The sequence below is a fragment of the Youngiibacter fragilis 232.1 genome (assembly GCF_000495435.3).
In the GTDB taxonomy this organism is placed as follows: Bacteria; Bacillota; Clostridia; order Clostridiales; family Clostridiaceae; genus Youngiibacter; species Youngiibacter fragilis.
This window is the reverse complement of sequence record NZ_AXUN02000172.1, coordinates 1-23,745: the sequence shown is the minus strand read 5'-3', so window position 1 is coordinate 23,745 and position 23,745 is coordinate 1. Positions and strand designations below refer to the sequence as shown.

26 protein-coding genes are annotated in these 23,745 nt (G+C 47.6%); 3 read left to right on the top strand and 23 right to left on the bottom strand.

Annotated features, from left to right (window positions below; genetic code table 11):
* Nucleotides 1-79: 79 nt before the first annotated feature.
* From T472_RS09085 to T472_RS09060, 6 genes are all read right to left on the bottom strand, one after another.
* Nucleotides 80-568: a PTS sugar transporter subunit IIB gene (locus T472_RS09085; RefSeq protein ID WP_023387641.1), complete on the bottom strand. Its 489-nt coding sequence runs from the start codon at nucleotides 566-568 to the stop codon at nucleotides 80-82.
* A 52-nt stretch (nucleotides 569-620) separates the two neighbouring features.
* Nucleotides 621-1,013, bottom strand: coding sequence for a PTS sugar transporter subunit IIA (locus T472_RS09080; protein WP_023387642.1), 393 nt, complete (start codon nucleotides 1,011-1,013; stop codon nucleotides 621-623).
* Nucleotides 1,014-1,190: 177 nt separating this feature from the next.
* Nucleotides 1,191-2,057 (bottom strand): PTS system mannose/fructose/sorbose family transporter subunit IID, encoded by an 867-nt coding sequence (locus tag T472_RS09075; RefSeq protein WP_023387643.1) that lies wholly within the window; start codon nucleotides 2,055-2,057, stop codon nucleotides 1,191-1,193.
* A 17-nt stretch (nucleotides 2,058-2,074) separates the two neighbouring features.
* Nucleotides 2,075-2,842, bottom strand: coding sequence for a PTS mannose/fructose/sorbose/N-acetylgalactosamine transporter subunit IIC (locus T472_RS09070; protein ID WP_023863543.1), 768 nt, complete (start codon nucleotides 2,840-2,842; stop codon nucleotides 2,075-2,077).
* Nucleotides 2,843-3,456: 614 nt separating this feature from the next.
* Nucleotides 3,457-4,857, bottom strand: a complete 1,401-nt coding sequence (gene gnd, locus T472_RS09065; protein WP_023385819.1) for an NADP-dependent phosphogluconate dehydrogenase — start codon at nucleotides 4,855-4,857, stop codon at nucleotides 3,457-3,459.
* 17 nt (nucleotides 4,858-4,874) lie between these two features.
* Nucleotides 4,875-5,864 (bottom strand): D-isomer specific 2-hydroxyacid dehydrogenase family protein, encoded by a 990-nt coding sequence (locus T472_RS09060; protein ID WP_023385817.1) that lies wholly within the window; start codon nucleotides 5,862-5,864, stop codon nucleotides 4,875-4,877.
* Nucleotides 5,865-6,121: 257 nt separating this feature from the next.
* On the opposite strand from T472_RS09060, the gene T472_RS09055 reads away from it, so the two are divergent.
* Nucleotides 6,122-6,751 (top strand): bifunctional 2-keto-4-hydroxyglutarate aldolase/2-keto-3-deoxy-6-phosphogluconate aldolase, encoded by a 630-nt coding sequence (locus T472_RS09055; protein ID WP_023385815.1) that lies wholly within the window; start codon nucleotides 6,122-6,124, stop codon nucleotides 6,749-6,751.
* 228 nt (nucleotides 6,752-6,979) lie between these two features.
* Here the strand turns inward: T472_RS09055 and T472_RS09050 are convergent, their stop codons facing one another.
* Together T472_RS09050 and mnmL are read right to left on the bottom strand one after the other, a co-directional pair.
* A complete protein-coding gene (locus T472_RS09050) occupies nucleotides 6,980-7,708 on the bottom strand; it encodes a 2-phosphosulfolactate phosphatase (protein WP_023385812.1) in 729 nt (242 codons plus the stop codon).
* A gap of 25 nt (nucleotides 7,709-7,733) precedes the next feature.
* Complete coding sequence (gene mnmL / locus T472_RS09045; RefSeq protein WP_023385810.1) at nucleotides 7,734-8,684, bottom strand: tRNA modification radical SAM protein MnmL/YtqA; 951 nt, start codon at nucleotides 8,682-8,684, stop codon at nucleotides 7,734-7,736.
* A 103-nt stretch (nucleotides 8,685-8,787) separates the two neighbouring features.
* Here mnmL and T472_RS09040 point away from each other — a divergent pair, with 103 nt between their 5' ends.
* Nucleotides 8,788-9,672, top strand: coding sequence for a radical SAM protein (locus T472_RS09040; protein WP_023385806.1), 885 nt, complete (start codon nucleotides 8,788-8,790; stop codon nucleotides 9,670-9,672).
* A 25-nt stretch (nucleotides 9,673-9,697) separates the two neighbouring features.
* Here T472_RS09040 and T472_RS09035 read toward each other — a convergent pair whose 3' ends face one another.
* From T472_RS09035 to T472_RS08990, 10 genes are all read right to left on the bottom strand, one after another.
* On the bottom strand, nucleotides 9,698-10,036 hold the full coding sequence (locus T472_RS09035; protein ID WP_023385804.1) for a hypothetical protein: 339 nt from the start codon (nucleotides 10,034-10,036) through the stop codon (nucleotides 9,698-9,700).
* 14 nt (nucleotides 10,037-10,050) lie between these two features.
* Entirely contained in the window at nucleotides 10,051-10,356 is a 306-nt protein-coding gene (locus T472_RS09030) for a hypothetical protein (RefSeq protein ID WP_023385801.1), read from the bottom strand.
* 9 nt (nucleotides 10,357-10,365) lie between these two features.
* Nucleotides 10,366-11,241 carry an RNase adapter RapZ gene (rapZ, locus tag T472_RS09025; RefSeq protein ID WP_023385799.1) on the bottom strand — a complete coding sequence of 292 codons (876 nt, stop codon included), beginning with the start codon at nucleotides 11,239-11,241 and terminating at the stop codon, nucleotides 10,366-10,368.
* 34 nt (nucleotides 11,242-11,275) lie between these two features.
* A complete protein-coding gene (locus tag T472_RS09020; protein WP_023385796.1) occupies nucleotides 11,276-11,551 on the bottom strand; it encodes an ATP cone domain-containing protein in 276 nt (91 codons plus the stop codon).
* 156 nt (nucleotides 11,552-11,707) lie between these two features.
* Nucleotides 11,708-13,651 (bottom strand): TRAP transporter permease, encoded by a 1,944-nt coding sequence (locus tag T472_RS09015; protein ID WP_040907218.1) that lies wholly within the window; start codon nucleotides 13,649-13,651, stop codon nucleotides 11,708-11,710.
* Between the two features lie 34 nt (nucleotides 13,652-13,685).
* The gene (locus T472_RS09010) at nucleotides 13,686-14,159 is read right to left on the bottom strand and encodes a DUF1850 domain-containing protein (protein ID WP_082447633.1); all 474 of its coding nucleotides are present in this window, start codon (nucleotides 14,157-14,159) and stop codon (nucleotides 13,686-13,688) included.
* Nucleotide 14,160: 1 nt separating this feature from the next.
* Nucleotides 14,161-15,117, bottom strand: a complete 957-nt coding sequence (locus T472_RS09005; protein ID WP_023385788.1) for a TAXI family TRAP transporter solute-binding subunit — start codon at nucleotides 15,115-15,117, stop codon at nucleotides 14,161-14,163.
* 165 nt (nucleotides 15,118-15,282) lie between these two features.
* Complete coding sequence (locus T472_RS09000) at nucleotides 15,283-15,810, bottom strand: chromate transporter (protein WP_023385785.1); 528 nt, start codon at nucleotides 15,808-15,810, stop codon at nucleotides 15,283-15,285.
* The gene (locus tag T472_RS08995) at nucleotides 15,797-16,360 is read right to left on the bottom strand and encodes a chromate transporter (RefSeq protein ID WP_023385783.1); all 564 of its coding nucleotides are present in this window, start codon (nucleotides 16,358-16,360) and stop codon (nucleotides 15,797-15,799) included. The genes T472_RS09000 and T472_RS08995 overlap by 14 nt, the downstream gene beginning before the upstream one ends.
* A gap of 118 nt (nucleotides 16,361-16,478) precedes the next feature.
* Nucleotides 16,479-17,861 carry a tryptophanase gene (locus T472_RS08990; protein WP_023385780.1) on the bottom strand — a complete coding sequence of 461 codons (1,383 nt, stop codon included), beginning with the start codon at nucleotides 17,859-17,861 and terminating at the stop codon, nucleotides 16,479-16,481.
* Nucleotides 17,862-18,071: 210 nt separating this feature from the next.
* Here T472_RS08990 and T472_RS08985 point away from each other — a divergent pair, with 210 nt between their 5' ends.
* Nucleotides 18,072-18,944, top strand: a complete 873-nt coding sequence (locus T472_RS08985) for an HAD family hydrolase (protein WP_023385778.1) — start codon at nucleotides 18,072-18,074, stop codon at nucleotides 18,942-18,944.
* 104 nt (nucleotides 18,945-19,048) lie between these two features.
* Here the strand turns inward: T472_RS08985 and T472_RS08980 are convergent, their stop codons facing one another.
* The 5 genes from T472_RS08980 to T472_RS08960 all read right to left on the bottom strand — a co-directional run.
* Nucleotides 19,049-19,774, bottom strand: coding sequence for an ABC transporter permease (locus tag T472_RS08980; protein ID WP_023385775.1), 726 nt, complete (start codon nucleotides 19,772-19,774; stop codon nucleotides 19,049-19,051).
* Nucleotides 19,771-20,691, bottom strand: coding sequence for an ABC transporter ATP-binding protein (locus T472_RS08975; RefSeq protein WP_023385773.1), 921 nt, complete (start codon nucleotides 20,689-20,691; stop codon nucleotides 19,771-19,773). The genes T472_RS08980 and T472_RS08975 overlap by 4 nt, the downstream gene beginning before the upstream one ends.
* Nucleotides 20,688-21,842 carry an ABC transporter permease gene (locus T472_RS08970; protein ID WP_023385771.1) on the bottom strand — a complete coding sequence of 385 codons (1,155 nt, stop codon included), beginning with the start codon at nucleotides 21,840-21,842 and terminating at the stop codon, nucleotides 20,688-20,690. The genes T472_RS08975 and T472_RS08970 overlap by 4 nt, the downstream gene beginning before the upstream one ends.
* Before the next feature lie 12 nt (nucleotides 21,843-21,854).
* Nucleotides 21,855-22,802 (bottom strand): glycine betaine ABC transporter substrate-binding protein, encoded by a 948-nt coding sequence (locus T472_RS08965; protein ID WP_023385768.1) that lies wholly within the window; start codon nucleotides 22,800-22,802, stop codon nucleotides 21,855-21,857.
* 432 nt (nucleotides 22,803-23,234) lie between these two features.
* A partial coding sequence (locus T472_RS08960; protein WP_023863542.1) for an IS1182 family transposase occupies nucleotides 23,235-23,745 on the bottom strand: 511 nt, incomplete at its 5' end.

Genomic DNA, 23,745 nt, shown 5'->3' with positions numbered 1-23,745 from the left:
CTTTTGTATCCATGCGTAACCATATTTTTGCGTAAAAAACTAGGGAGACATTCGTCTCCCTATGAACAACCATTTGATTTTACAGGGACTTTAAAGCATCCTTGAATGTAACGGACTTCGTATCCGGTACGGTCTGGAAGAATATGTCCACTCCCTTTTCATCGAGCTTCTTGAGAAGTTCCACATCAGCAGGCTTTACAGCCACTGTCGGGATGACGAATTTTGAATCCGCCTTCTTTGCAATTCCGCCAAGGTTTAACCTCTTGACAGGAAGCCCCTTCTCAATAACGGAATCAACTGCCGCTATTGTCTTGAAGAGCAGTATCGCATTGAATTTCTCAAAGTTTGTCTTAGTCCAGTAATCCAATACCTCATCCTCAGAAAATACCTTTATTGTCATTCCTGAGCTTGAAGATGACATTGTATAGATGTCCTTCATGAACGGATCTTTTGCTGTTGCATTGTCAACTACGAAAAGCGCATTCGTGTTCATTCCTCTTGACCACTTTGTCATTACCTGACCGTGGATGAGCCTGTCGTCTACTCTTACAAGTACGATTTCTCCCATTGAGATCACTTCCCTTTCAAATATTTGTATGTCAATTCAATTGGTTTCAAAGCTAGAATTTCTTGATGTTCTCAGTAGCTGTCTCTATCATTATATCACAAAGTTCATCTGCTGATTCAACAGAGTCCTTCTGTGAGAACATCTCGATAAGCATGTACATGTTAACTCCGGTAACGAGCTTGATGCCGTGTTTCTTCAAGAGATACAGGGCAACGTTCGAAGGGCTTCCACCCAGTATGTCAACAAGGATTATGGTTTCTTTACCGGCTTCCTTGTTTGCTTCCACGATCCTGTCAGCAGATTCCCTCAGGTCCTCCACGCTTTCTCCAGGATTGAGTCCCAGTGCGCTGACATCCTCCTGTTCTCCCATGATCATCTCGACACTCTTTACAAGTTCTATACCGAAATTGCCGTGAGTTATAACCAATAATGCTCTGTTGCTCATTTTTCACCTCTTAAGTTATTGCGCCCGAAGGCATTTGGTTCAGGAACACTTATGTATGGTCTAAATTGAAGTCTCCCACCTTTGGTCCAATCCATTGTCTTAAGTCAAACCAAAGATGAGAGACAGTCATGTCATTTCAGAGTACCGGAGAAAATTCCATCCGGCAACTTAATTTTATTACAGAAGTCCTATGGCTGCAAGCACACCAAGTATTACCGACAGACCAACCAGAGCCTGTGTAACCTTGAGTCCCTTCTTTGTGAAGTACATGTATACTCCAAGAACGGTTAAGAGCGGAAGCAGACCTGGAAGTATTTTATCGAGGATCTCCTGGAGGATGAACTCCTTACCGGAAATCGTCCACTTGAAGCCTGTTGTAACCTTGACATATGAGGCTGCAAGAACTCCCATCATGAACAGACCAAGTATTGACAGTGTGTCAAGGATCTTCCTTATGGATTTTCCACCAACTATCTCAGAAGCCGCTGCACGGCCAAGGCTGTGTCCAAGCTTTGTGAAATAGAAACCGTAGATGTATGTGAGGGCTACGAAGCCTATCCATGGGAACAATGCTCCCATCGCGCTTCCTTCCTGTGCCCATGGAAGCGCTATAGCGATAAGTATGTACTGGACAGTACCTGAGTCTATCGCATCGCCTATTCCGGCAAGAGGCCCCATAAGACCGATCTTCGTATTGTCAATAACTTCCTCGCTGACCGCGTTCTCCTCGTCTCCTTCTGCAAGCGCCTTAGCTCTTGCCTCCTCAAGGGACAATGTGATTCCGAGTATAGTTCCGCCTCCCCAGACCGCCTGGGTATTATAGAACTGAGTATGTCTCATGTATGCTTCGCTAAGCTGTTCCTTGTCCTTGTAGAGCTTCTTCAGGGATGGTGTAAGTGCCCATAGAAGCGAAGGAGCTATCATTCTGTCATAGCTGTGCGGTATTTCATTTGCATACCACCATCTGAACCATGCCTTTCCAAGGTCGGCAGTGGTCAGTGACTCAGGAGCATTGCTTGTATTCTTGATTGCATTCTCACTCATTTATTCCTACCTCCTTGTTAAGCTTCAGCTTTGTGTGCAAGCTGTGCGTATATTACTGCTACTATCGCTCCTACAATTGCGTAGGTAACTGTATTGATTCCGAGAGACTTGAGCATTACTGTCATGAAGTAGGCAAGAAGGAAGAATACAAGATATTCTTTCTTTCCGATTACCTTGATGATAAGCGCTATACCGAGTGCAGCAAGTCCGCCGCCTACAACGTTCAGTATGTGGAATACCTTTCCGCCTGAGAGGGTCTCGGTGAAGGAAGCTATTACCGGTGCTCCATAGTAAAGAGCAACAAACAGTGCTGGTACGAAGAGCAGGAAGCTTACAAGAGTTGGCAGAAGTATTATTGATGCAAAAAGTCCCTTGTCGTTCGTAGCCTCTGCATATTTGTCAGTAAGCCTTATTATGAATGTGTTTATGAAGAACCTGAATGAATACAGGTAGCTTCCCAGAAGACCTACAGGAACCGCTATTGCGATCGCTTCAGTCGGCTGAAGGTTTGACATGATTGCTACAGGGACTGCAATTGCAGTAGCGACTGCAGGTTCAGCAGGCATTGCTCCTCCTGGTGCGATCATGCCCATGTATATGAGCTGTATTGAAGCGGTGATGGCCATTGCTGTAGCAACATCTCCCATTACTATACCGACGATGAGACCTGTCATCATAGGCGAGAATCTGAGGTTGAGCGTTGCATACCCGAGTGCTCTGGATTCGACCAGGGCAACCCACAAAGAAATGATCAGTGCTTGTCCAGCGGTTAGACTTTGTGCCATTCTTCTTTTTCCCCCTTTAATTATTTATCTAGAAACTCTGATTGCCAAGTGCCTAACCCTGATACCTTTGGAGACAATTTCCTTCACAATGGAACGTAAACGTCCATTTGTTATCCGACGGTCCAACATGTGTATCGCCTCAAATGCTAATATCATCATTATGAATCCTGTTGTCGTTCATCCAAAGTCTGGAATACACAAGAAATTTTACACTCTTTCCTGATAGCTTTAATGAAAAAGCCTTCCAGTATTTGAATAATATTTAACAACGATTTCAACATGCCTGTGATCAGCCGTCCTGGAATAACCTTGTGAATTATTGTATAACCTGGGGCAACATGGTATGACATCGACTTCAGTCGTTACCTATTTTAAAATGATTTCGCCTGTTTGTCAATACTTCGAGGAGTTGTACGTATAGCCTTATAACCGTTGCAGTTCAACGTTTTTTTCAACCTCCCGCAATTCTGATTAACAAAATTTGGCAAACTTTTCATATCTGGAGTAATTTTCCGTTCTATTTTTACTATTCGGGAATTATTTCCATAAATCATTCAACATCTCTCAATTATTTTAATCAGGTTAAAATCATCTGTCGAATAACGGACTGCATATCACTCCCACTTTGTATGGAATATCCCTTCCTTGTCGATCCTCGAATATGTATGAGCCCCAAAGAAGTCTCTCTGTGCCTGAGTGAGGTTTGCCGGCAGGTCCGCTTCGATCATGCTGAAAATATAGTCGAGAGCGGTGTTGTGCACAAGGGTTGGTACATAATGGTCCCTTGCAGCCATGGTTACCCTTCTCATTGAAGGGAGCCTGTCCCTTAAGAATGACAGCGCCTTTTCACTTCCGAGAAGATTGAAGTTGTCCCTGTCTTCCCTGACAATGTCGATCAGCAGGTCAAGCATCCTGGCTCGGATGATGCATCCGCCCTTCCATATCTTCAGTACCTCTGCTGTATCAATTTCAAAGCCATAAACCCTTGAAGCCTCGTTCATAAGCCATATTCCCTGGGAATACATAACGAAATTGGAGAAAAGCAAGGAATTCTCAAGGTCACTTATCAAAGCATCCCTGGATATGACAGAATCGGATGGTTCCTTTTTAACAAGCTCCGACAGGCGCTGCCTCTCATCCTTGAAGAAAGACATGACTCTTCCGTATACCGCCACGTAAAGCGATGGTGCAGGAACCCCAAGGTCAAGTGACGCTTCGGCAGTCCATTTTCCAGTTCCCTTCTGCCCTGCCTTGTCCAGGATGAGATCAACAAGAGGTTTTCCGGTCTCATCATCCTTCTTCCTCATTATCCTGTACGAGATCTCCATCAGGTAGGAATTGAGGTCCCCCTCGTTCCATTTTTCGAACACATCCCCTATTTCATCAGCCGACAGCTTCAGTACATTCCTCATAATGTCGTACACTTCTGACATAGACTGCATCATTCCGTACTCGATGCCGTTATGGAGCATCTTAACGAAATGTCCGGCTGAACCGTTCCCGACGTAGGTGCAGCAAGGTCCCGCTTCAGTCCTGGCTGACATTGCAGTAAGTATATCTTCGACTAGGGCATAAGCTTCCCTTGAACCTCCAGGCATCAGCGAAGGACCATTGAGAGCTCCCGACTCTCCCCCGGACACTCCCACTCCAAGGTAAAGGAGTCCCTTGTCTTCGAGATACCTCATCCTCCTGTCTGTGTCGAAGTAGTAGGTGTTTCCTCCGTCAATTATGAGGTCTCCCCTGTCAAGCAGCGGGATAAGCACCTCGATCATGTTGTCCACAGGCTTTCCTGCCATTATCATCAGGAATATCTTCCTTGGTGACTTGAGTGACCTGACAAACGACTCGACATCATAGAACGCCGATATGTCTTCACCCTGCATATGCTTTGCTACAAACTCCTCTGTTTCATTCGGAGTGTAGTTGTATACGGATACTCCGAATCCCCTGTGCGCGATGTTCAGCGCAAGGTTTCTGCCCATTACTCCAAGTCCAAGGATACCTATATCTTTCATGGTTACCTCCTAAGCGCTTACTTGAGCAGTTCCCTGTTGATCACAGTGTCAGGGTTCTCACCCCTCAATACCTTCTCAACGTCCCCGACGACCTTCTCACCCATTCCATACAGACACTCGTATGTATATGCGGATGTGTGGGGGGTAATGACCACGTTGCCGTATTTGAGGAGAGGATGGTTTTCATCTATCGGCTCGCCTTCAACAACATCCATTCCGATTCCGGCTACGATCCCTGCATCCAATGCTCTCATGAGGCTGTCCTGGTCGATCAGCTCGCCTCTTGCTGTGTTTACTATGAACACACCCTTCTTCATCTTCGCGAACTCAGCATCCTTTATAAGATGGTAGCTCTTGTCATCAACGAATGCATTGAAGGATATTATGTCTGCCTTCTCAAGCACTTCATCAAGGGTAGCTGGCTCTGCCCCTCTTGCCCTGATCTCTTCAGGAGTAAGGTAAGGGTCGTACGCGATGAGGTTCGCGTTGAATCCGTTCTTCAGGATCTCTCCTACCCTTGAGCCTATGTTGCCGAAGCCAACGACAGCCGCTGTCTTGTCTTTGATCTCTATTCCCATGAACTTCGCTCTTTCAGCCCATTTGCCTTCCCTCGCCTTGAGGGAAGCCGGCACTACCTGCCTGATGGCAGCCATGAGCAGCGCAATGGCATTCTCAGCTACAGCCTCTCTCTCGACCAGCGCTTCAACCTTCGTTATGAAGCAGCCCTTTTCAGTCGCTGCAGGAACATCGATGTTGTTGTAGCCTATACCATGCCTCGTTATTATGAGGGTCTCATCCTTATGTGCGAAGAACTCCCTGTTGTAAAGGGCTGTAACGCTGGCGATGATGCACGAATATCCCATGAGCTTGCCTGCAAGCTCCTTGCCGCCCATGTCCTTCGGCACATCGAACCTGTCAACCTGTCCCAATGCCCTAAGCCTGTCCATATGCTCCGGGAACACCTTTCCGAAGCTGCTGGAATTTACGACCGCTATCTTTACGCTCATTGCTTTTCTCCTTTTGTTTACCTTTTCTTCAATATTCAAGAATATTGTACATCAATGAAAACGGTAATTCCATACCACGCTTATTGATAAATCGTTTACATTGAAAAATATTTTCTTTTTATTTTTCAATAATAAAAAGAAATACCTTTTATTTTCATGAAAATCCATTGAATTTGATTGCTGATGTTATATAATAGGGATGGAATGAAAACTTGTCAGATTCTTAACAAGCTGTGCTCAGCACAAGGAGGAAGCAAATGAGGAAATATGAAGTTCTGTCAAAGCTTGAGGCTACCGGAGTAATCGCAGTCGTAAGGGCAAAGAATGCCGGTGAGGCAAAGAAGATCGCTCTTGCATGCATGGAAGGCGGAGTAACAGGGATAGAGATAACCTATACCGTTCCAGGCGCAACCAGAGTCATCGAACTGCTTACCGAGGAATTCGGTGACAAGCTGATAGTAGGTGCCGGTACCGTACTTGACAGTGAGACGGCAAGGATCGCAATACTCGCCGGCGCTAAATTCGTAGTTGGACCAAGCTTCGACTCAGAGACAGCAAAGCTCTGCAACAGGTATCAGATACCATACATGGCCGGCTGCATGACCCTTACCGAAATGGTGAAGGCAATGGAAGCAGGAACAGACGTAATAAAGGTCTTCCCTGGAAGCGCTTTCGGGCCTTCATTCATATCAGCCATCAAGGGACCCCTTCCTCAGGCAGTACTTATGCCTACAGGAGGCGTTGACCTCGACAATGTCGGATTGTGGATAAAGAATGGTTGCATGTCCGTAGGGGTCGGCGGAAACCTTACAAAGGGAACCAGCGAAGAGATGACAGCAGCAGCAAAGGCTTTCGTTGCAAAGGTAAAGGAAGCAAGAGGCCTATAACAGGATCCATACATTGACTTAAACTGAGGACCCGTCTGGTTTTATCCGGACGGGTCCTCAGTGTATCATTTCATCGACTTATTTCATCGCTTCACAGACTTATATCTTCATTTTCAACCATCGATCTCAGTACATCGAAACTTGTATTTTGAATAAATATATAATATCATTTCTATATTGTCGTTTGACTGCTCATCGCCCTTGCGACCTTGTCTCTATAAGATCCGCTCACAGGAGGCTTATCTGTCCTTCAGTAAGCTTTATGACTCCGTGGTCGAATTCGGGGACTATTGCAAAAATATCCTTCTGAAGGCAGAAGTCTATGTCATCATCGAGTTTCAGGTCTTCAAGGATCCTGAAGTGCGCCGCCTCCTTTACGTAGCTCCTTATGTCCCTATGACTCCTGTATATAAGGAGCGCAGTCTTTGCTATGTCTGTAAGCTCTGCTTTGCCCATGGCAAGGATCTCCTCAACTATCGCTCCCCCGGTTATGAAATCATCCATCGTGAATTTGCCGTCAGTACCGGAATTCACAATGATTATGTCTTCAGAGAAGCCATGCGCCTTCCTTGCTGCCGCCTTGGCATTCACAAGGGCACCAATGAGTACCCGATTTCCGTCCTTTGACCTTGAGATGGCTTTTGTGCCGTTGGTTGTTGTAAGTATGACATTCTTGCCGCTTATTGCACCTTTGGAATACTCAAGGGGAGAATTTGAAAAATCGAACCCCTCGATTTTCTTAGCCTTGCGCTCTCCACCGAGTACCGCATTCTCCATCCTCTTCTTTATGCTTAGCGCTTCCTCTACTGTTGATACCGGCACCACGCTCTTTGCTCCATTCACAAGGGACGTTATTATTACTGTTGTCGCCCTGAGTGTGTCTACTACAATGACAGTCTTCCCCTTAACAAGGTCCGCATTGACATGGTCACCTGAAATTGCTATGTCTATTCTCATGCTGCTCCTCCTTTGTTCAATGCGTTCATCTTATTACGCAGTTTTTCCCCTGATATAGTCCGTTTTCCCTGAAATATCTGTCGATAGCGTTCAGCACCTCCCACTTCCTGAGGGACCACATGGGTCCAAGAAGAAGCTCCCTCGGCGCATCCCCTGTCAGCCTGTGGATGACCACATCAGGGGGCAGCATGGAAACAGCCTTACATACAGTTTCAACATACTCATCCATTTCCATGAGCCTGAGGCTGCCATTCTCAAGTATCTTTTCCATCGGAGTGTTCTTCATCACATGAAGGAGGTGAAACTTCACTCCCTGTATGTCCTTTCCCGAAAGATACTCAGCTGTCTTCAGCATATCATCCTCTGTTTCTCCAGGAAGCCCGAATATTACATGCACAACCACATCGATCCCTCTCGACCGAAGGTCACACAGGGCCCTCTCGAACACCTCGAGGGTGTAGCCCCTGTTTATCCTCGCTGCCGTGACATCACTCGCTGTCTGCAGGCCGAGCTCCACAAATGTATAGACCTCACCGCTGAGCTCTTCTATGACGTCGAGGACATCCTTTCCCAGACAGTCCGGTCTTGTTGCTATGGACAGGGCGACAACCCCTTCCTTGCCGACAGCCTCCCTGTATTTCCGCCTGAGCTCACCAGGCTCTCCATACGTGTTCGTATAGGCCTGGAAGTATGCAATGTACTTGCCATCCTTCCATTTCTTCTCCATCATCCCCTTGATGTCATCAAACTGCCTGCCTATCGAAAAATCCCTGTCCCCGGCAAAATCGCCTGAACCCCTTTCACTGCAGAAAAGGCACCCGGTTTTGCTTAGAGTGCCATCCCTGTTAGGACATGAAAAACCCCCGTCAAGGCTTATCTTGTATACTTTCCCTCCAAACTTCTCTCTCAGGAAGCTGTTGAGGCTCCTGTATGCTTTTCCATCCGATCCTGTCATTTCTTCACCACTTCTTTTCATACATCCTCATAATACCACGTTGCAAACACCTGCGGTAGACCTCGCTTTTCCTGTTTCACTTCTGGTATACTATACTCCACGACAACAGAAAGGATTTGAGATTATGGTTTGCAGCAGCTGTCCCAGGAACTGCGGGATTGACAGGAACAAGGTTACGGGCTTTTGCGGAACGACCAGGGAATATAAGCTGGCGAAAGCCTACCTGCATCCATATGAGGAGCCTATGATATCTGGAAAAAGAGGTTCAGGGACAGTCTTTTTCTCCGGCTGCAGCCTAAGATGCATATTCTGCCAGAACCACGAGATATCAGAAGGACTCCAAGGAACCTGCATCTCTGACGACAGGCTCCTTGAGATCTTTTTCGAGCTCAGGGACAAAGGCGCGGAAAACATAAACCTTGTAACTCCCACACACTACGCCTCATTCCTTCCGGACGTGCTGAGGAAGGCCAAGGCCAACGGCCTTGACATTCCCATCGTCTATAACTCTTCGGGTTACGAGGATGTTGAAGCGCTGAAAGGACTGGAAGGGCTCATTGACGTCTATCTGCCTGACCTGAAGTACTTCAGGGATATTCATGCGAAAGAGTATTCCGGGGTAAGGAATTATTTCAGTACCGCAAAGGCTGCCATAGCAGAAATGTACAGGCAGACCGGTCCGTTCATCCTTGATGAACGAGGTATCATGGTCAAGGGAATGATAGTAAGGCACCTGTGCCTGCCGAGTCTTGCACTTGACTCCAAGCTGGTACTGAAGCATCTTTATGAGACCTACGGCGACAACATATACATGAGCATAATGAACCAGTATGTGCCCATGCACAGGGCAATAGGACATGAAAAGCTGGGTACAAGGCTTTCAGCATCCCAATACAGGTCAGTGGTATCCTACGCTGCATCCCTTGGAACAAGGAACTGCCTAATCCAGGACAGCGAATCACAGAGTGATTCATTCACTCCTGATTTCGACCTTCATGGAGTAAAATAAAAAAAGGAAGGGTAGACAGGTGAGTTCATCTCATCCTGTTTACCCTTTCCACTACACTTCCTTCAATGATATCCTCATATTTCATTATGTCATCAAGATACGTGAACAGGTATTCCGGCGATTCTGATTCCTCGAAGGTATCAAGTATGTAGGCCGGATACAGTACGATATCCAGTGGTTTACCCGACTTTTCCAGTTCAGACCTGACATATTCAGAAGCAAGCTCGAACACATCGTCTGCCAGCTTTTCCCGGAGCGGAAGCCTCCTGAGGAATTCATCCTCTGTTTCTTCGGCGTCTGCCTGTACATCAAAGGCATCAGCATACCTTCTTTTCAATTCGTGGTACCTTTCGTAAAAATCCATAATCCTCTCCTGCATCACTTGCGCCTGGTCTTTGTGCGTCTCTCGGAATACTCGACATTCTCCTCCCTGAACTTGTCCTCCAGGTCTGCCACGTATCCCTTGCTGCCAGTCGAATTGCGAATCTCATCAGTCGCATTCTCCTTGTACATGAGCTCTCCTGTCCTTCTTGCGGTTCCCTGATCCCAGCCCCGGGACTGACTTCCCATTTGCTGATGAGGTTTTGCCGCTTTCATGACTGATTTCGAGAACAGTACTGCCATGAGAATTATCATGAATATCGAACCGATGATGAATAGAGGAATCAGTAACAGAATTTCCATATCGTCCTCCTAATGGGTCCCGTCATTTTTCCTGTCGATGTCCCTGTGGTATTCAACAACATTAAGGCCTTTGTTCCTGAAGTACTCAGCTGTCTTTCTAGCGAACGAAACCGACCTGTGCTTGCCGCCAGTACATCCATATGCTATTACCAGCTGGCTCTTGCCCTCTTCAACATAGAGCGGGATAAGGTATTCGACAAGGTCCTGAAGCTTGCTGAACAGTTCATCAGCAAGCGGATTAGACATGACATACTCATATACATCATCATTCAGTCCCGTGTGGTCCCTGAGCTCAGAGATATAGAATGGATTTGGCAGATACCTGAGGTCAAATACCAGGTCAGCATCCGAAGGTATCCCGAACTTGTATCCGAAGGATACGGTCTTGACCTGCATGTATTCACCCTTGGTCTTTGTGAAGCTCTCTGTCACAAGCTTCTTCAGTTTGGCAGCGGAAAGGAAGGTGGTGTCGATGACAAAATCCGCCTTTCCCCTTATCACCTCGAAGTTCTGCCTTTCACGGCTTATTGCCATCTCAAGGGAAGACATCTCGCTGTCCATCAGCGGGTGCTTTCTCCTCGTCTCCTTGTACCTTTTAAGGAGAGTCTGGTCAGAGCAGTCAAGGAACAGTATGTTGTACTCTATGTGTTCACTGTCAAGCTTCTTAAGCTCGTCAGAAAACTTCGGGAACAGGTCCTTGCTCCTGGAATCTACGACAAGCGCCAGCTTATTGTCTGCAACTTCAGATTTCGACTGGAATTTGGCGAATGGAAGAATGAATTCAGGCGGAAGATTGTCTACGCAATAGAAGCCTATATCCTCCAGCGCATTTACTGCCACTGACTTACCTGATCCCGACATTCCCGTAACGATTATAAGCTCCATGTTCCAGCCTCCTTCTGCCTGCTATAAACTTTTGTCAGGCTTGTTTTCCTTCGTAAAATAGTCTAGCTATGTCCTTGTAGCCCATGTTCTTCAGAACCCTTACCACAACTCCCCTTATCTCATATGAGGATGTCGTGCCATCTGGCCCCCTGACATCTGATATGATCTTCTGGACTTCATTAGCTATAAGCTCAAGCTCTCGTTCATTAAGGTAAACATTAGCATCTGCAGCGCTGTTAGCAACACTAGTGCGGATCTTGTCAGGATTGAAATCGACAATATTGCCTCGTCTTTTAACTACCTTAAGCATTTTCAGCCCTCCCCGGTTCTTCTTTACTTAATTATACAACATGTTGCCCCGAATGCTATGAGATGGGATAGAATTTACCTTGAGTTCAAATTTACTTCATATTAATTATATATGTAAATTATTGAGGCCCGGTGAATCCACCGGGCCTGGTGCCTTCTATGAGGCAAGCTTAAGCTTCTTTGATTTTGCTACCTGGGAAAGTACCATCATTCCAATTATCGCAACTCCGGCCAAGTCGGTCAGAAGATTAGGGTCTATGAGCATCAATCCTCCAACGATAATGATTGCTCTTTCCCACATCTTCATGTTTGTGAACATGAATCCTTCCATTCCTGCCGCTACTCCGAAAATACCGATAAGCGATGTTATTGCTATACGCACGACTTCTATTGCAGTCGTATCTATAAGAAGCATCTCCGGATTGAATGCGAATATGTATGGAACAATGAAGGCTGTTATTGCAAGCCTTGTTGCAGTGACTCCAGTCTTGAACGGGTCCGATTTTGCAATCGCTGAGCCTGCATAGGCCGCCAGGGCAACTGGCGGAGTAATGTCAGCCACTATTCCGAAATAGAACACGAACATATGAGCCGCGAGAAGCGGTACTCCCATCTGAACCACGATTGGAGCAGTTATGGTAGCCATTATCACATAGTTTGCCGTTGTCGGAACACCCATTCCAAGGATTATGCAGCTTATCATCGTAAGGAACAGCGCAAGGAACTTGCTGGTACCGGCAACGGACATGAGGATGTTGAGCAGGTCCTGGCCAAGTCCGGTAAGTGTGACTATACCGACAATTATTCCTGCTATGGCGCATGCTATAGCTACGCCCATAGTATTTCTTGTTCCGTTTTCAAGGGCTTCACCGAAGGTCTTGGGAGTGAGCCTTGTCTCCTTGCTGAACATGCTTACTACAACTGCGGTGACTATCGCGTACACTGCTGAATATGCAGGGGTCCTTCCCATGCTCATCAGTGTTGAAAGGACTACTATGGGAAGGAAAAGATATCCTTTTTTAAGCATCAGCTTTCCGAACTTCGGAATGCTTTCCTTTGGCAGTCCCTTGAGTCCCAGCTTCTTTGCCTCGAAGTGGATCATCATGAAGATCCCCGCGAAATAAAGAAGTGCGGGAAGGATCGCTGAAAGTGCTATGGTGGCATATGGTGTCTCAGTCATTTCAGCCATGAGGAACGCTGCCGCTCCCATTATCGGGGGCATTATCTGTCCTCCGGTCGATGCCGCCGCCTCAACTGCCGCAGCGAATTCAGGAGTATATCCGGTCTTCTTCATTACAGGTATTGTGACGCTTCCGCTTCCGACCGTGTTGGCAACCGAGCTTCCTGAATACATACCCTCAAGGGCGCTTGATATTACAGCCACCTTGGCCGGTCCGCCTGATGCGTATCCGGCAAGTGAGTTCGCGATATCTATGAAGAACGTCCCTATACCCGTCTTTTCAAGGAAAGCTCCGAGTATGATGAAAAGCACAATGAAGGTAGCGCAGACTCCAAGCGGAGTTCCGATTATGCCGTCAGTCGTATAGAAAAGCTGATGAACGACTCTCTTGAGCGAGTATCCCGAATAGAAGGCATACCCCACGAAAATTCCTGCTACAACAAGTATGGGAAGACCGACAACCCTTCTGCAGAGTTCAACAAGAAGAATTATTCCTATTATTCCCACTGCTATCTCAACTGTACCTATGTTGACCGCCTTGCCTACTATGGCCTCAAAGTTGATTACATAGTAGAAGAATGCACCGCCTCCTGCAAACGCGAAAATCCAGTCATACCACGGTATCTGGTTCACCCTCTTGGCATGGCTCCTCTTTATGGGATAGTTTATGAATCCCAGGAATATCAGGAGTCCTATGAAAGACGACCTTCTGATCTGCTCCGGTGGAGTCGCGATCAGCGTCATCCAGAAAACGTATAGTGTAAATGCTATTAGCATACCTTTAACTATAAGTAGCGGTGTCCCGGTAAAATGCCTGGTATTCGACTCCCTGTCGAACTCGGCCATAAGGTCGCCTATCTCCTTGGCATCTACCTCAGCCTCCTCTATCAGGTTCTTCGGCCTTTTTTCATTGTCTTTCAAAACCAATCACTTCTTTCTCAATATTATGCCGTATCTATCTTACTTCAAAAACAACTGCGGAATTCTTTCCGCATAGCTCAGTAAGGCTTACAATATCATCGCCAATCGCAAGCACATGGTCGTATACAGTCCCGACAATGAAGTTAAGCCTTTCAAACTTCAGGTCGAATCCAGACACCACCATGTTCCCGTTCTCATCATACTCCAACTTTTCTCCGTCCCTGAGCTCTGTCTGCACACCGGCGCCAAAGGAGCTGTAGATGGTCCTCACTGCCAGGATATCCCTTCCTCTCGTTTCAAACTCATCCTTTACCGGACTCTTGTTGACCGAGTGGATGAACTCCACAGTGAACCTTGTCCCGTCCTCTACAGGCCAGGAGCCATAGACCTGTCCGGTATCAGCATCATACACCACAAGCTTCCTCTGCCGGAGCGATAAAAAGCAAAAGGCGGAGACTGCCACTAAGACGGCCGCAACCGATACGGCAAGAAGTCTCCGCCTTCTCATACTACTTCATTACCCCGATTTCACGGAAGTACTTTTCAGCACCCTTGTGGAATGGGATCGATATTCCTTCGACAGCGTATGTCGTATCAAGTTCCTTTCCCTTCGCATGAGCTGCCGCTATGGCATCCTTATTGTCGAAAAGGGCCTTTGTCAGGTTGTATACGGTAGTCTCGTCCATGCTGTCGGCTACTATGAAAGTCGCCTTTACAGCAAGTGTGCTTGTTGTGACATCAACGCCCTTGTAGGTTCCTGCAGGTATCTCGTATACGGTATAGAACGGGTGCTCTGACATAAGAGCCTCAGCCTTGTCAGCCTCAACGCTCAGTATCGTGATCTGCTTGGTTGTAACGAGGTCCATTATTGCTGTTGTAGGTGCTCCTGCAGTTGCGAAGAACGCGTCTATCTTGTCATCCTTGAAGGCATCCGCTGATGCAGAGAAGCTAAGGTTCTGCTTTTTTATGTCATCAAAGGTTATTCCATATGCTTCAAGTATCTGCTTTGCGTTGAACTCGACTCCGCTTCCTGCATCTCCTACTGATACGCTCTTTCCCTTCAGGTCAGCTATGCTGGTGATTCCTGCTGTAGGGTCCGCTACTATCTGAACAACCTCAGCATATACCGCAGCCATTGCAGAGAATCCCTTTACAGCCCCATCCTTCTCGAAAAGGTCCGTACCGTTGTAGGCATAGTCCATTACGTCATTCTGGACAATCGCCATTTCAACTTCCTTGGCTGCTATAAGCTGTATATTTGCCTTTGAAGCACCAGTTGACTGTATATTGAAGGTTACCCCTGCCTTGTCACCGAGTATCTGCCCTGCCGCAGTACCAAATGCGTAGTAGGTTCCGGTATTTCCACCTGTTGCAAGTCTGATTGAGGTCTCTTTCTTTCCGCAGGCTGACAGCAGCATTACTGCTGACATTGCGACTGCGAGAGTCAGTATTGACTTTCTTTTCATTATTCGTAGCCTCCCGTATGATAGATGATTATTATGGATAAATATTAAGTGAATTGTATATTATGCACACTCGCATGTCAATACAGACATGCAGTCCAGGCTTCAAAAAATGAAAGTTTAAAAATGTAATCCTGCATCATTTCAAAATATGATACTAAATTCACATCATGCGAAGATCAGCCCCAAAGCCGCTGCAGATGCAATTATCACAGGTACCCCAGGCTTCCATCTGAAAATGATGAAAGATTCCACAAGACCGATGGCTATTCCTGTCCATAATGGCTCGCTTCCTGCAAAGTAGCTTTCTCGCCCCAGGGAAACCATGGTGGCAAGTATCAGCCCCATGCACACAGGCCTTACCCCCTTCATTATCCTCCTCAGGACCTCATTATCCCTGAAGGCTGAAAGGAATATGGCTGCCGCCATTGTAAGTGAAAGGCTGGGGACAAGTACACCGAGGGTAGCGCTGAGGGCACCTGGTATCCCTGCCACTCGCATACCTGCGAATGTGGCCGCATTGATACCGAGGGGTCCTGGTGTCATCTCAGCTATAGCCACGATATCGAGCACCTCAGTGGATGTCATCCATCCGTTGATCATCATCTCCGAGCTTATGAGAGGTATCATTGACAGCCCTCCAAAGCTCGTGAACCCAATCTTGACGAATGCCGTGAAAAGGTCAAGAAGCACCATTTTCTCCACCTCCTCTTATAGCAAGCCCCACAGCTGCGCCTGCGACAACAACCCAAATGCTTGAAATGTCAGTGAAGAGGCCAAGAAGAATTGCTGCGCCTGCAATCAGCCATCCGGCGGTATCCTTCAGAGATGCCTTCCTTAGCGCCAGAGCCGCTGAACCGATTATCGGTACGACGGCGGCCCTGATCCCGACAAAGGCCCTTGCCATGTACGGGGTATCCCTCAGTTTGTCATAGAAGAGCGTCACGACAGAAAGGATGAATATTGAAGGCAGGCTGACACCTATTGCCGCTGCAGTACCGCACACTGCACCTCCCATCCTGTATCCGAAGATTACGCTTATATTGGTAATCATGATACCAGGAAGCGACCTTCCCACCGAGGCTATATCCATAAGCTCCTCGTTTGTAAGCCACTGCCTTTTTTCAACGAACTCCTTCTGCATCTGTGCAAGGATCGACCAGCCACCGCCGAAGGTGAAAGCCCCGATCCTTACGAAAAACAGGAATATCATCGCTGCCTTCCTCAAATTGCTTCTTTCTTCCATATCTTACCTTCCTTTAATCCTATTAATATCATTGTAGCAAAAGTCATGTATTTTTTGTGAACATCGGGGAAAATAAGCATGGAAATGCCGGCAGATCAGTTTCTGCCGGCAACAAATGCTACCTTATCGGCTCAAGCCTTGCCGTGAAATGCCTCAATACCTCCGGCTCCCAGGTTATCCTGTAGCCTCTCAGCTTGTCTGCCCTTTTCCCTATTTCTGCCAGGGCGTCTGCAACGACATCAATATGTGACTGTGTATATACCCTCCTCGGGATTGCAAGCCTTGTAAACTCGAATTTCGACTTCAGCTGCTCCCTGGTGTCAGGATCCCTTCCAAGCATGAATGACCCTATGTCACATGCCCTTATCCCAGCTTCCTTGTAGAGCTCGATCGCAAGCGCCTGTGCCGGAAACTCATTGTAGGGAATGTGGGGGAGAAGCCTCCCTGCGTCCACGAATATCGCATGCCCTCCGGCAGGGGACTGGAATGGAATTCCTGCCTCCTTAAGCCTTTCGCCAAGATACCTTGGCTGTCCTGTCCTGTACCTCAGGTAATCAAGGTCAATGCCTTCCTTTAAGCCAATGGCCATGGCCTCAAGGTCCCTGCCTGCAAGTCCGCCATAGGATATGAAACCTTCGGAGGGTATCGTAAGCGCCTTTACCTTCTCGAAGAGCGCTGCATCCTCCCTTACTCCTATAAGGCCGCCTATGTTTACGATGGCATCCTTCTTCGCCGACATGGTGAAAAGGTCGGCATAGGAAAAGCACTCCCGTACGATATCTTCAATTGTGACATCCTGGTATCCGGGTTCCCTTTCCTTTATGAAGAAGGCATTTTCAGCGAATCTGGCGGCATCGATCATGAACGGTATTCCATATCCATTGCATAACTTCGACGTTTCCCTTATGTTCTCCATTGAAACCGGCTGTCCTCCGGCACTGTTGTTCGTTATGGTCATTATGACCACTCCCACTTTTTCCTTTCCGTTCTCTTCAACCAGCCGCCTCAGAGTGCCTATGTCCATGTTCCCCTTGAACGGCGCTACGCTTGACGTATCCTCCGCTTCAGGAACAACGCAGTCGATAGCCCTTCCTCCGGCTATCTCAACATGTGCCCTTGTTGTGTCAAAGTGCATGTTAGCTATGGAAATCTTCCCCTTCCCAAGCAGGATGGGCATTACTATCTTCTCTGCCGCCCTTCCCTGGTGGACAGGCTGGAAATATCTGCAGCCGAAGACCTCAGAGCATGCATCCATGAGGTTGTAGTAGCTCCTTGCACCCGAATAGGATTCGTCTCCCATCATCATCCCTGCCCATTGCCTTGCGCTCATGGCCCCGGTACCGCTGTCAGTGAGAAGGTCTATGTAGACATCCTCCGCCCTGAGATTGAAAACATTGAAGCCTGCCTCTTGTATCCTGGCAAGCCTTTCCTCTTCTGAAAGGACCCTTATCGGTTCCACCATCCTTATCCTGAACGGTTCTGCAAAATAACCAGAGTTCATGGAATACCTCCTTGACCATCAATAGCTGCGGCTATAATATCCAATATTCAGGTTATCACCAACCCCGCCTTCTGTCAAAACGTTTACAGGCGGAAAAATATGCGTTATTCACTGATACTCAAGCTGTCTGGGTGCTTTTCAGAAATTTGTTGTTCTTTGAAAACCTATTCAGGTGTTATACTTATGGCAACACGGTTCAGGAGGAAGTTTATGAGATTATTTGTTACAGATCTTGACGGAACATTGCTGGACTCGGAACACAGGTCAACAGAATTCGGGATTGCGGCACTTAGAAAGGCTGTTGCTGCCGGAATTGAAGTCTGCATCGCTTCAGGCAGGTCATACGCTGACATAATGGGCAAGATCAGCGGATTTGGCATCTCTCCCTATGTCATCTCCAGCAATGGAGCGAGCCTTCATGACAAGGACGGGAAAAAACTGATGACAACATCCATACCGATAGACGAGGCAGCAGCCGTGATGAAGTATCTTGAGGACCACAGCCTGGAATTTGAAGCATCCACTGATGAATTCACTTATGTGACCCAGGGAAGCATTGACCTTCTCAAGCAGGAGCTCGAAGACCTCGGCAAGGATTCACAGAAGAGGGAGCAGCTCTACAAGGACGTTCTCGGCCTGGTACTCTCACAGGGAAACCTGAAGATAGTACCGACTCTTGAAGACATCCTTTCGAGCATTGACCATGCGAACACCATATCCAGCATCAGCGCTTACAAGCACAAGATAAGGAGCGGTATGGACTACTTCTCAATGAACAAGAACCTGCTGACCTTCTCGTCATGGAAATACAATTTTGAGGTTACCTCCAGCAAAGCCTCCAAGGGAGAGGCACTGAAGCGCCTTTGCGAGCTGAAGGGCATAAGCCTGGATGATGTGGCTGCCATCGGTGACAACTACAACGACACCTCAATGATCAGGATCGCGGGCATAAAGGGAGCCATGTCCAATTCAGTGGACCAGCTTCTGAAGATCGCAGACTATATAAGCGATGACAATGACCATGAGGGTGCGGCAAAATTCCTTCTTGCTGCAATGGATGGCAAGGTAAGCAGGAAAGCCTGAAGAAAGATCCATTTCGGATATGTTGAGACAGGATATTCTCCATCATGATTTTCAGATGACAATAATCAGGATGATTTTGAAAGGACCCGGATTTCCGGGTCCTTTCAGCTGTAGCTGAGCTTCCTTTCAATTTCCTTCATCACCAGGTCAGCTATTACAGCCATAAGGGATACAGGTATCGCACCCTCCAGTATGAGGACCGGGTCGAAGGCCTTGACTCCGTTTACCACAAGCACCCCGAGACCTCCGGCTCCCACAGCTGCGGCTAGTGTCGCAGCACTTATGTTTATGACAAGGGATGTCCGGATGCCGGCAAGGATGACGTTTGCTGCAAGAGGCAGCCTTATCTTCGTGAATATCCTAATGTCCTCCATTCCCATTCCCCTTGCAGCCTCTATGCAGTCAGGGTCAACACCCGTTAGGCCCGCATATGTGTTGTAGACTATGGGCATTAGCGCATAGATGACGAGAGCTATGAGGGCACCTTCAGAGCCGTAGCCTACTACAGGCACCACCAGGGCAAGGAGCGCCGCTGACGGGAATGCCTGTCCGAGGCTTATTATCTCCTCGAATGCATCCCTGTACTCCCTGCCGTATCCTGAGCTTATGAATATCCCGATGGCAAGTCCCAGTGCCACGGCAATCACCCCGGAGACGACCACCATTTTCAGGTGCTCTGTAAACAGCACCAGAAGCGGTGTCCTTGAACCTGTCTGGGTCTTTGTTTCAAAGATGTCGTACATGAATATCTCGAATTCCCTTGAGTAAATGAGCATAAGTGACAGCAACGCAATGAGGGCACCAGATGGAAGCATTCTCCTTACCTTCATGGTACTTCCCTCCTTAGCGCTCCCAGTATGGATGCGAGCGAAACACTTCCTCCCCCTACAGGAACCCTTTCCTTCCCTTCAAGTATCATTGAAGCGAGGGCCTCCTTCAGGCTTGAATCCTTGAGGAGCGACTCTCCCTCAGCAGGGACATCCTCCATATAATCAGCGGTCCTGTACCTTGACAGCAGCTTCAGCGCACCTTCAGCTCCGAAGAAGCTCTCAACGAAGTCATCGCATGGCTTCAGGACTATCTCCTCAGGAGTTCCGATCTGCACTACCTTACCCTGCCTCATGATGCATATCCTGTCACCAAGGAGCATGGCCTCCTCAACATCGTGGGTAACAAATACAACTGTCTTGTGGAGCTTCCTCTGAATCTGGGAGAATTCCTTCTGGAGCCTGAGCCTGTTTATCGGGTCTACCGCACCAAAGGGCTCATCCATAAGCACTATATCGGGATCTGAAGCAAGAGCCCTTGCGACGCCAACCCTCTGAGCCTCTCCTCCGGACAGTTCCCTTGGGTACTTTTTCGAATACCTCTCATAGTCAAGCCCTACAAGGTCAAGCATCTCCTTTACCCTGTCATCTGCCCTTTTCTGTTCCCATCCAAGTATTGAAGGAACTGTGGAGATATTCCTGTCCACCCTCATATGAGGAAAGAGTCCGGTGTTCTGAATGACATAGCCAATCCCCCGCCTTAGCTCTTCACCCTTTACCGAATCCACATTCCTGCCATTTACCTCTATACTTCCTGAAGTCCTCTCCACCATCCTGTTGATAAGCCTCAATGTCGTTGATTTGCCACAGCCTGATGGCCCCAGTATGACAAGTATCTCACCCTTCCCTACAGTGAAGGTAACGTCATCGCAGGCCTTGAACCCGTCATATTCCTTTGTAACATGCTCCAGCCTGATCATATCGCACCTCCTATCTCAAGCCTCTTTACAACCGCCTTCATAAGCCCGTCACCTAATAGCGTCATGAGTACTATAGGCATGACTCCCAGCAGCACCAGGTCACTTGACGCTTCTGCAAGCCCCAGGAAAACGAAGCTCCCGAGTCCCCCGCCTCCGACAAGCCCTGCAAGGACCGCTCCACCTATTGCCTGAACAAGTGCGACCCTTATTCCTGCGAATATAACAGGAAACGCAAGAGGAAGCTCTATTTTCCAGAGCACCCCTCCTTTTCCCATCCCCATCCCTTCAGCCGCTTCAACTACTCCAGTGTCGACATTCTTGAAGCCAGCCAGGGTATTCCGCGCTATCGGCAGAAGCCCGTAAAGTGTAAGCGCTATGAATGCAGGAGCCCAGCCTATGCCGCTCACTCCCATCGCCTTGAAGATACCAATGCTTCCGAGATAGCCAAGGGGTACCATAAGAATCCCGAACAGGGACAATGACGGTATGGTCTCGAAGAAAGCCATGGGGGTCATTATCTTCCCCTCAAGCCCCGGTTTCTTGTAGGCAAGGTATCCAAACGGCATTGCAATCACTGCGGCAGCAAGGGTGGACCCGAAGGACAGGAACAGGTGTGTCTTAAGGTTCCCTGCAAACTGGGACCTCTTCACCTGGTACTCCTTCATTATGGAGAGATCTGACAGGCTTCCGGATGCAACTGCAAAAACTGCAGCGGCGGCTGCGACCATAACAAAGGCATACTTGAGATACCTATGTCCCTTGAGCCTTCTCATGGATGTTCCCAGGATTATATATAGGCAGAGGAGGGTAACGTAGACCCCAGGTGCTATGCTTATCCTTGGAGACGTACCTGGAGGCAGTGCTTTAGAAGCCATGGGACCAACAGAAAGAAGCAGCGCCGCAATTCCTGCGGAAGCTGCCATTCCTGATATCAAGTGTCTCCTCTTTACGTCACTCTGGACAGATGAGACTATTATGACCGCGAATGCGATAACCAGGATACCCCCATAGATGCCAAGGAATTCAAATGCCCCGAGTCCCACCCCACTCAGTATCCTGTTTGGCTTCGCCTGTGCAAAGTCAAGTAACAATGTCGAAGCAAGGCCTGCTGCTGCAAAAATCAGCAGAGTGCCTTCAGGTTTCCTTACCAAATGAACCACCGCCTAATCGAGTATGCCTGCTTCCTTAAGGTATGCTTCAGCTACATCCTTCGGAGATGCACCATCAACTATGACCTTCTTGTTCATCTCCTGCAGCTTTTCCTTGCTGAGTCCTGCGAAGAGGGTATCAAGTGTCTCCTTGACCTCAGGATACTTGTCCGCAGTCTCCTTCCTTACGATTGGTGCCGGCTCATATACCGGCGGGATAGACATGGGGTCTTCCAGGACAACAAGGCCAAGGTCAACGAGTGAGCCGTCTGTTGCATATGCGAGGGCTGCATTTATCCCGTCGCGTCCCTCAGACAGCGCCTTCAGCGTCTCCGCAGTGTTTCCATGGGGCAGCAGCACCAGCTGTGATGGCTGGAACTTGAAGCCATATGCCTTTTCAATCCCCAGAAGTCCCGCTTCCTTTTCAGCAAACAGCTGGCTGGTTATGAACTTTATCTCTCCACCCTTGTTTATGTAGGCAGCAAGGTCAGCAAGGCTCTTCACGCTGTTCTTTTCCGAAAAGTCCTTGGTTACGGCAATCGCCTCGGTATTGTTTGCCTTTGCAGGTGTCATCCATAAAAGTCCGTTCTTCTCATCAGCCGTCCTTATTGATTCGTATGCGGAATCTGCTTTTACCCATACTGATTCCTCGTAGCCTTCAACATAATACTGCCCGTTTCCTGTGTAATCCACCCCTATATCAAGCTCAGCCTGCAAAAGAGCATTCCTGTGGACGTCCGGTGTCCCGAACTGAACCTTGTCCTCAATGACATATCCCTTGTCCTCGAGAGCTAGAAGTATTATGTTGCCGAGGATACCACCCTCAGTGTCAACAAATGAGCCGACAGTTATGGGATCACCCTGGTTCTTTACTGCAGGCTCCTCAGATTTGCTTCCGCACGCGGAAAGAGTCAGTATGGAAGCAGCCGCTATTCCACTTATCATTAGCTTTTTCAATCTCATCATTTGTCCTCCTAAAGCCAAAAAAGGCATCTTTCATTAATTATATTCTGTCATGCAATTCAAAATGAAACCATTCCATGTCAAAACAAAGAATAAACCGTAAACAATAACAGGCCTGTGGATAACTTTCAGGCTGATATACGATAAGGCCATATGTACCAGCGTGTGACGGCAATCCACAGGTTTTCCACACTTATCCACATTGCCCACAAAAGACTTGTGGATTGTTCAGATTGCTGACATATTTGATCAGATTGTAAGATATTCCGGACTGTATTCCAATAAAAAAAAGAGACGGCACCCCGTGAGGGCACTGAAAAAGCCCCTAAAAATTAGCATGATTTGAGTAGAAGATAAGATGGTACGGAATTCGGACCATCTTATCTTCCTTTTTTGAGTTACGTAAGCTCAGGAGCAGCTATTTTATACTCTTTAGTCCCCTAGGAGAGCAAATATCCTCTTCATATTTGCAGCGAAGATGGTGAATGCTCCTTGTAGTTCCATTCCAAACAGACCACGTCCTGATGCTACATCATAACCATGGCCATGTTTCAATTCACTGTTCTTGGCTTCAATTTTATACCGTTCTTTTGCCAGAGCCTTGAATTCTTCAGTTTCCTGGTATGTCTTCTGTTCCGAATGGATAGTTGACATCAATGTGCCCGAGAATGACTTGGTCTTTGATCCTTCCTTGTAGCAGCCTTCACGGTACGGGCAAAGCTTACACTTCTCAACATCAAAGAAGTAGGTTCTTACTGCTGCCGAACCGGTTTTTTCCCTCTTTTTCTTTCCTGTTATTGTTTTCTTTATGCTCATGTGTCCTGCTTTGCAGACATACATCCCAGCATCTTTGTTGAAGGTGAAGTTCGGTGAATTCTTGTTTGGGCTATGTGTCACAGATTCGCTTAATCTGGATACAAGCTTTATTTTACGTACTTTTGCC

Excerpts from the sequence above, each read along its gene's own strand:
- T472_RS09085 (WP_023387641.1), bottom strand. The coding sequence starts at position 568 with ATGGGAGAAATCGTACTTGTAAGAGTAGACGACAGGCTCATCCACGGT.
- T472_RS09080 (WP_023387642.1), bottom strand. The coding sequence starts at position 1,013 with ATGAGCAACAGAGCATTATTGGTTATAACTCACGGCAATTTCGGTATA.
- T472_RS09075 (WP_023387643.1), bottom strand. The coding sequence starts at position 2,057 with ATGAGTGAGAATGCAATCAAGAATACAAGCAATGCTCCTGAGTCACTG.
- T472_RS09070 (WP_023863543.1), bottom strand. The coding sequence starts at position 2,842 with ATGGCACAAAGTCTAACCGCTGGACAAGCACTGATCATTTCTTTGTGG.
- gnd (WP_023385819.1), bottom strand. The coding sequence starts at position 4,857 with ATGAAAGATATAGGTATCCTTGGACTTGGAGTAATGGGCAGAAACCTT.
- T472_RS09060 (WP_023385817.1), bottom strand. The coding sequence starts at position 5,864 with ATGAGCGTAAAGATAGCGGTCGTAAATTCCAGCAGCTTCGGAAAGGTG.
- T472_RS09055 (WP_023385815.1), top strand. The coding sequence starts at position 6,122 with ATGAGGAAATATGAAGTTCTGTCAAAGCTTGAGGCTACCGGAGTAATC.
- T472_RS09050 (WP_023385812.1), bottom strand. The coding sequence starts at position 7,708 with ATGAGAATAGACATAGCAATTTCAGGTGACCATGTCAATGCGGACCTT.
- mnmL (WP_023385810.1), bottom strand. The coding sequence starts at position 8,684 with ATGAAAAGAAGTGGTGAAGAAATGACAGGATCGGATGGAAAAGCATAC.
- T472_RS09040 (WP_023385806.1), top strand. The coding sequence starts at position 8,788 with ATGGTTTGCAGCAGCTGTCCCAGGAACTGCGGGATTGACAGGAACAAG.
- T472_RS09035 (WP_023385804.1), bottom strand. The coding sequence starts at position 10,036 with ATGGATTTTTACGAAAGGTACCACGAATTGAAAAGAAGGTATGCTGAT.
- T472_RS09030 (WP_023385801.1), bottom strand. The coding sequence starts at position 10,356 with ATGGAAATTCTGTTACTGATTCCTCTATTCATCATCGGTTCGATATTC.
- rapZ (WP_023385799.1), bottom strand. The coding sequence starts at position 11,241 with ATGGAGCTTATAATCGTTACGGGAATGTCGGGATCAGGTAAGTCAGTG.
- T472_RS09020 (WP_023385796.1), bottom strand. The coding sequence starts at position 11,551 with ATGCTTAAGGTAGTTAAAAGACGAGGCAATATTGTCGATTTCAATCCT.
- T472_RS09010 (WP_082447633.1), bottom strand. The coding sequence starts at position 14,159 with ATGAGAAGGCGGAGACTTCTTGCCGTATCGGTTGCGGCCGTCTTAGTG.
- T472_RS09005 (WP_023385788.1), bottom strand. The coding sequence starts at position 15,117 with ATGAAAAGAAAGTCAATACTGACTCTCGCAGTCGCAATGTCAGCAGTA.
- T472_RS09000 (WP_023385785.1), bottom strand. The coding sequence starts at position 15,810 with ATGGTGCTTCTTGACCTTTTCACGGCATTCGTCAAGATTGGGTTCACG.
- T472_RS08995 (WP_023385783.1), bottom strand. The coding sequence starts at position 16,360 with ATGGAAGAAAGAAGCAATTTGAGGAAGGCAGCGATGATATTCCTGTTT.
- T472_RS08990 (WP_023385780.1), bottom strand. The coding sequence starts at position 17,861 with ATGAACTCTGGTTATTTTGCAGAACCGTTCAGGATAAGGATGGTGGAA.
- T472_RS08985 (WP_023385778.1), top strand. The coding sequence starts at position 18,072 with ATGAGATTATTTGTTACAGATCTTGACGGAACATTGCTGGACTCGGAA.
- T472_RS08980 (WP_023385775.1), bottom strand. The coding sequence starts at position 19,774 with ATGAAGGTAAGGAGAATGCTTCCATCTGGTGCCCTCATTGCGTTGCTG.
- T472_RS08975 (WP_023385773.1), bottom strand. The coding sequence starts at position 20,691 with ATGATCAGGCTGGAGCATGTTACAAAGGAATATGACGGGTTCAAGGCC.
- T472_RS08965 (WP_023385768.1), bottom strand. The coding sequence starts at position 22,802 with ATGAGATTGAAAAAGCTAATGATAAGTGGAATAGCGGCTGCTTCCATA.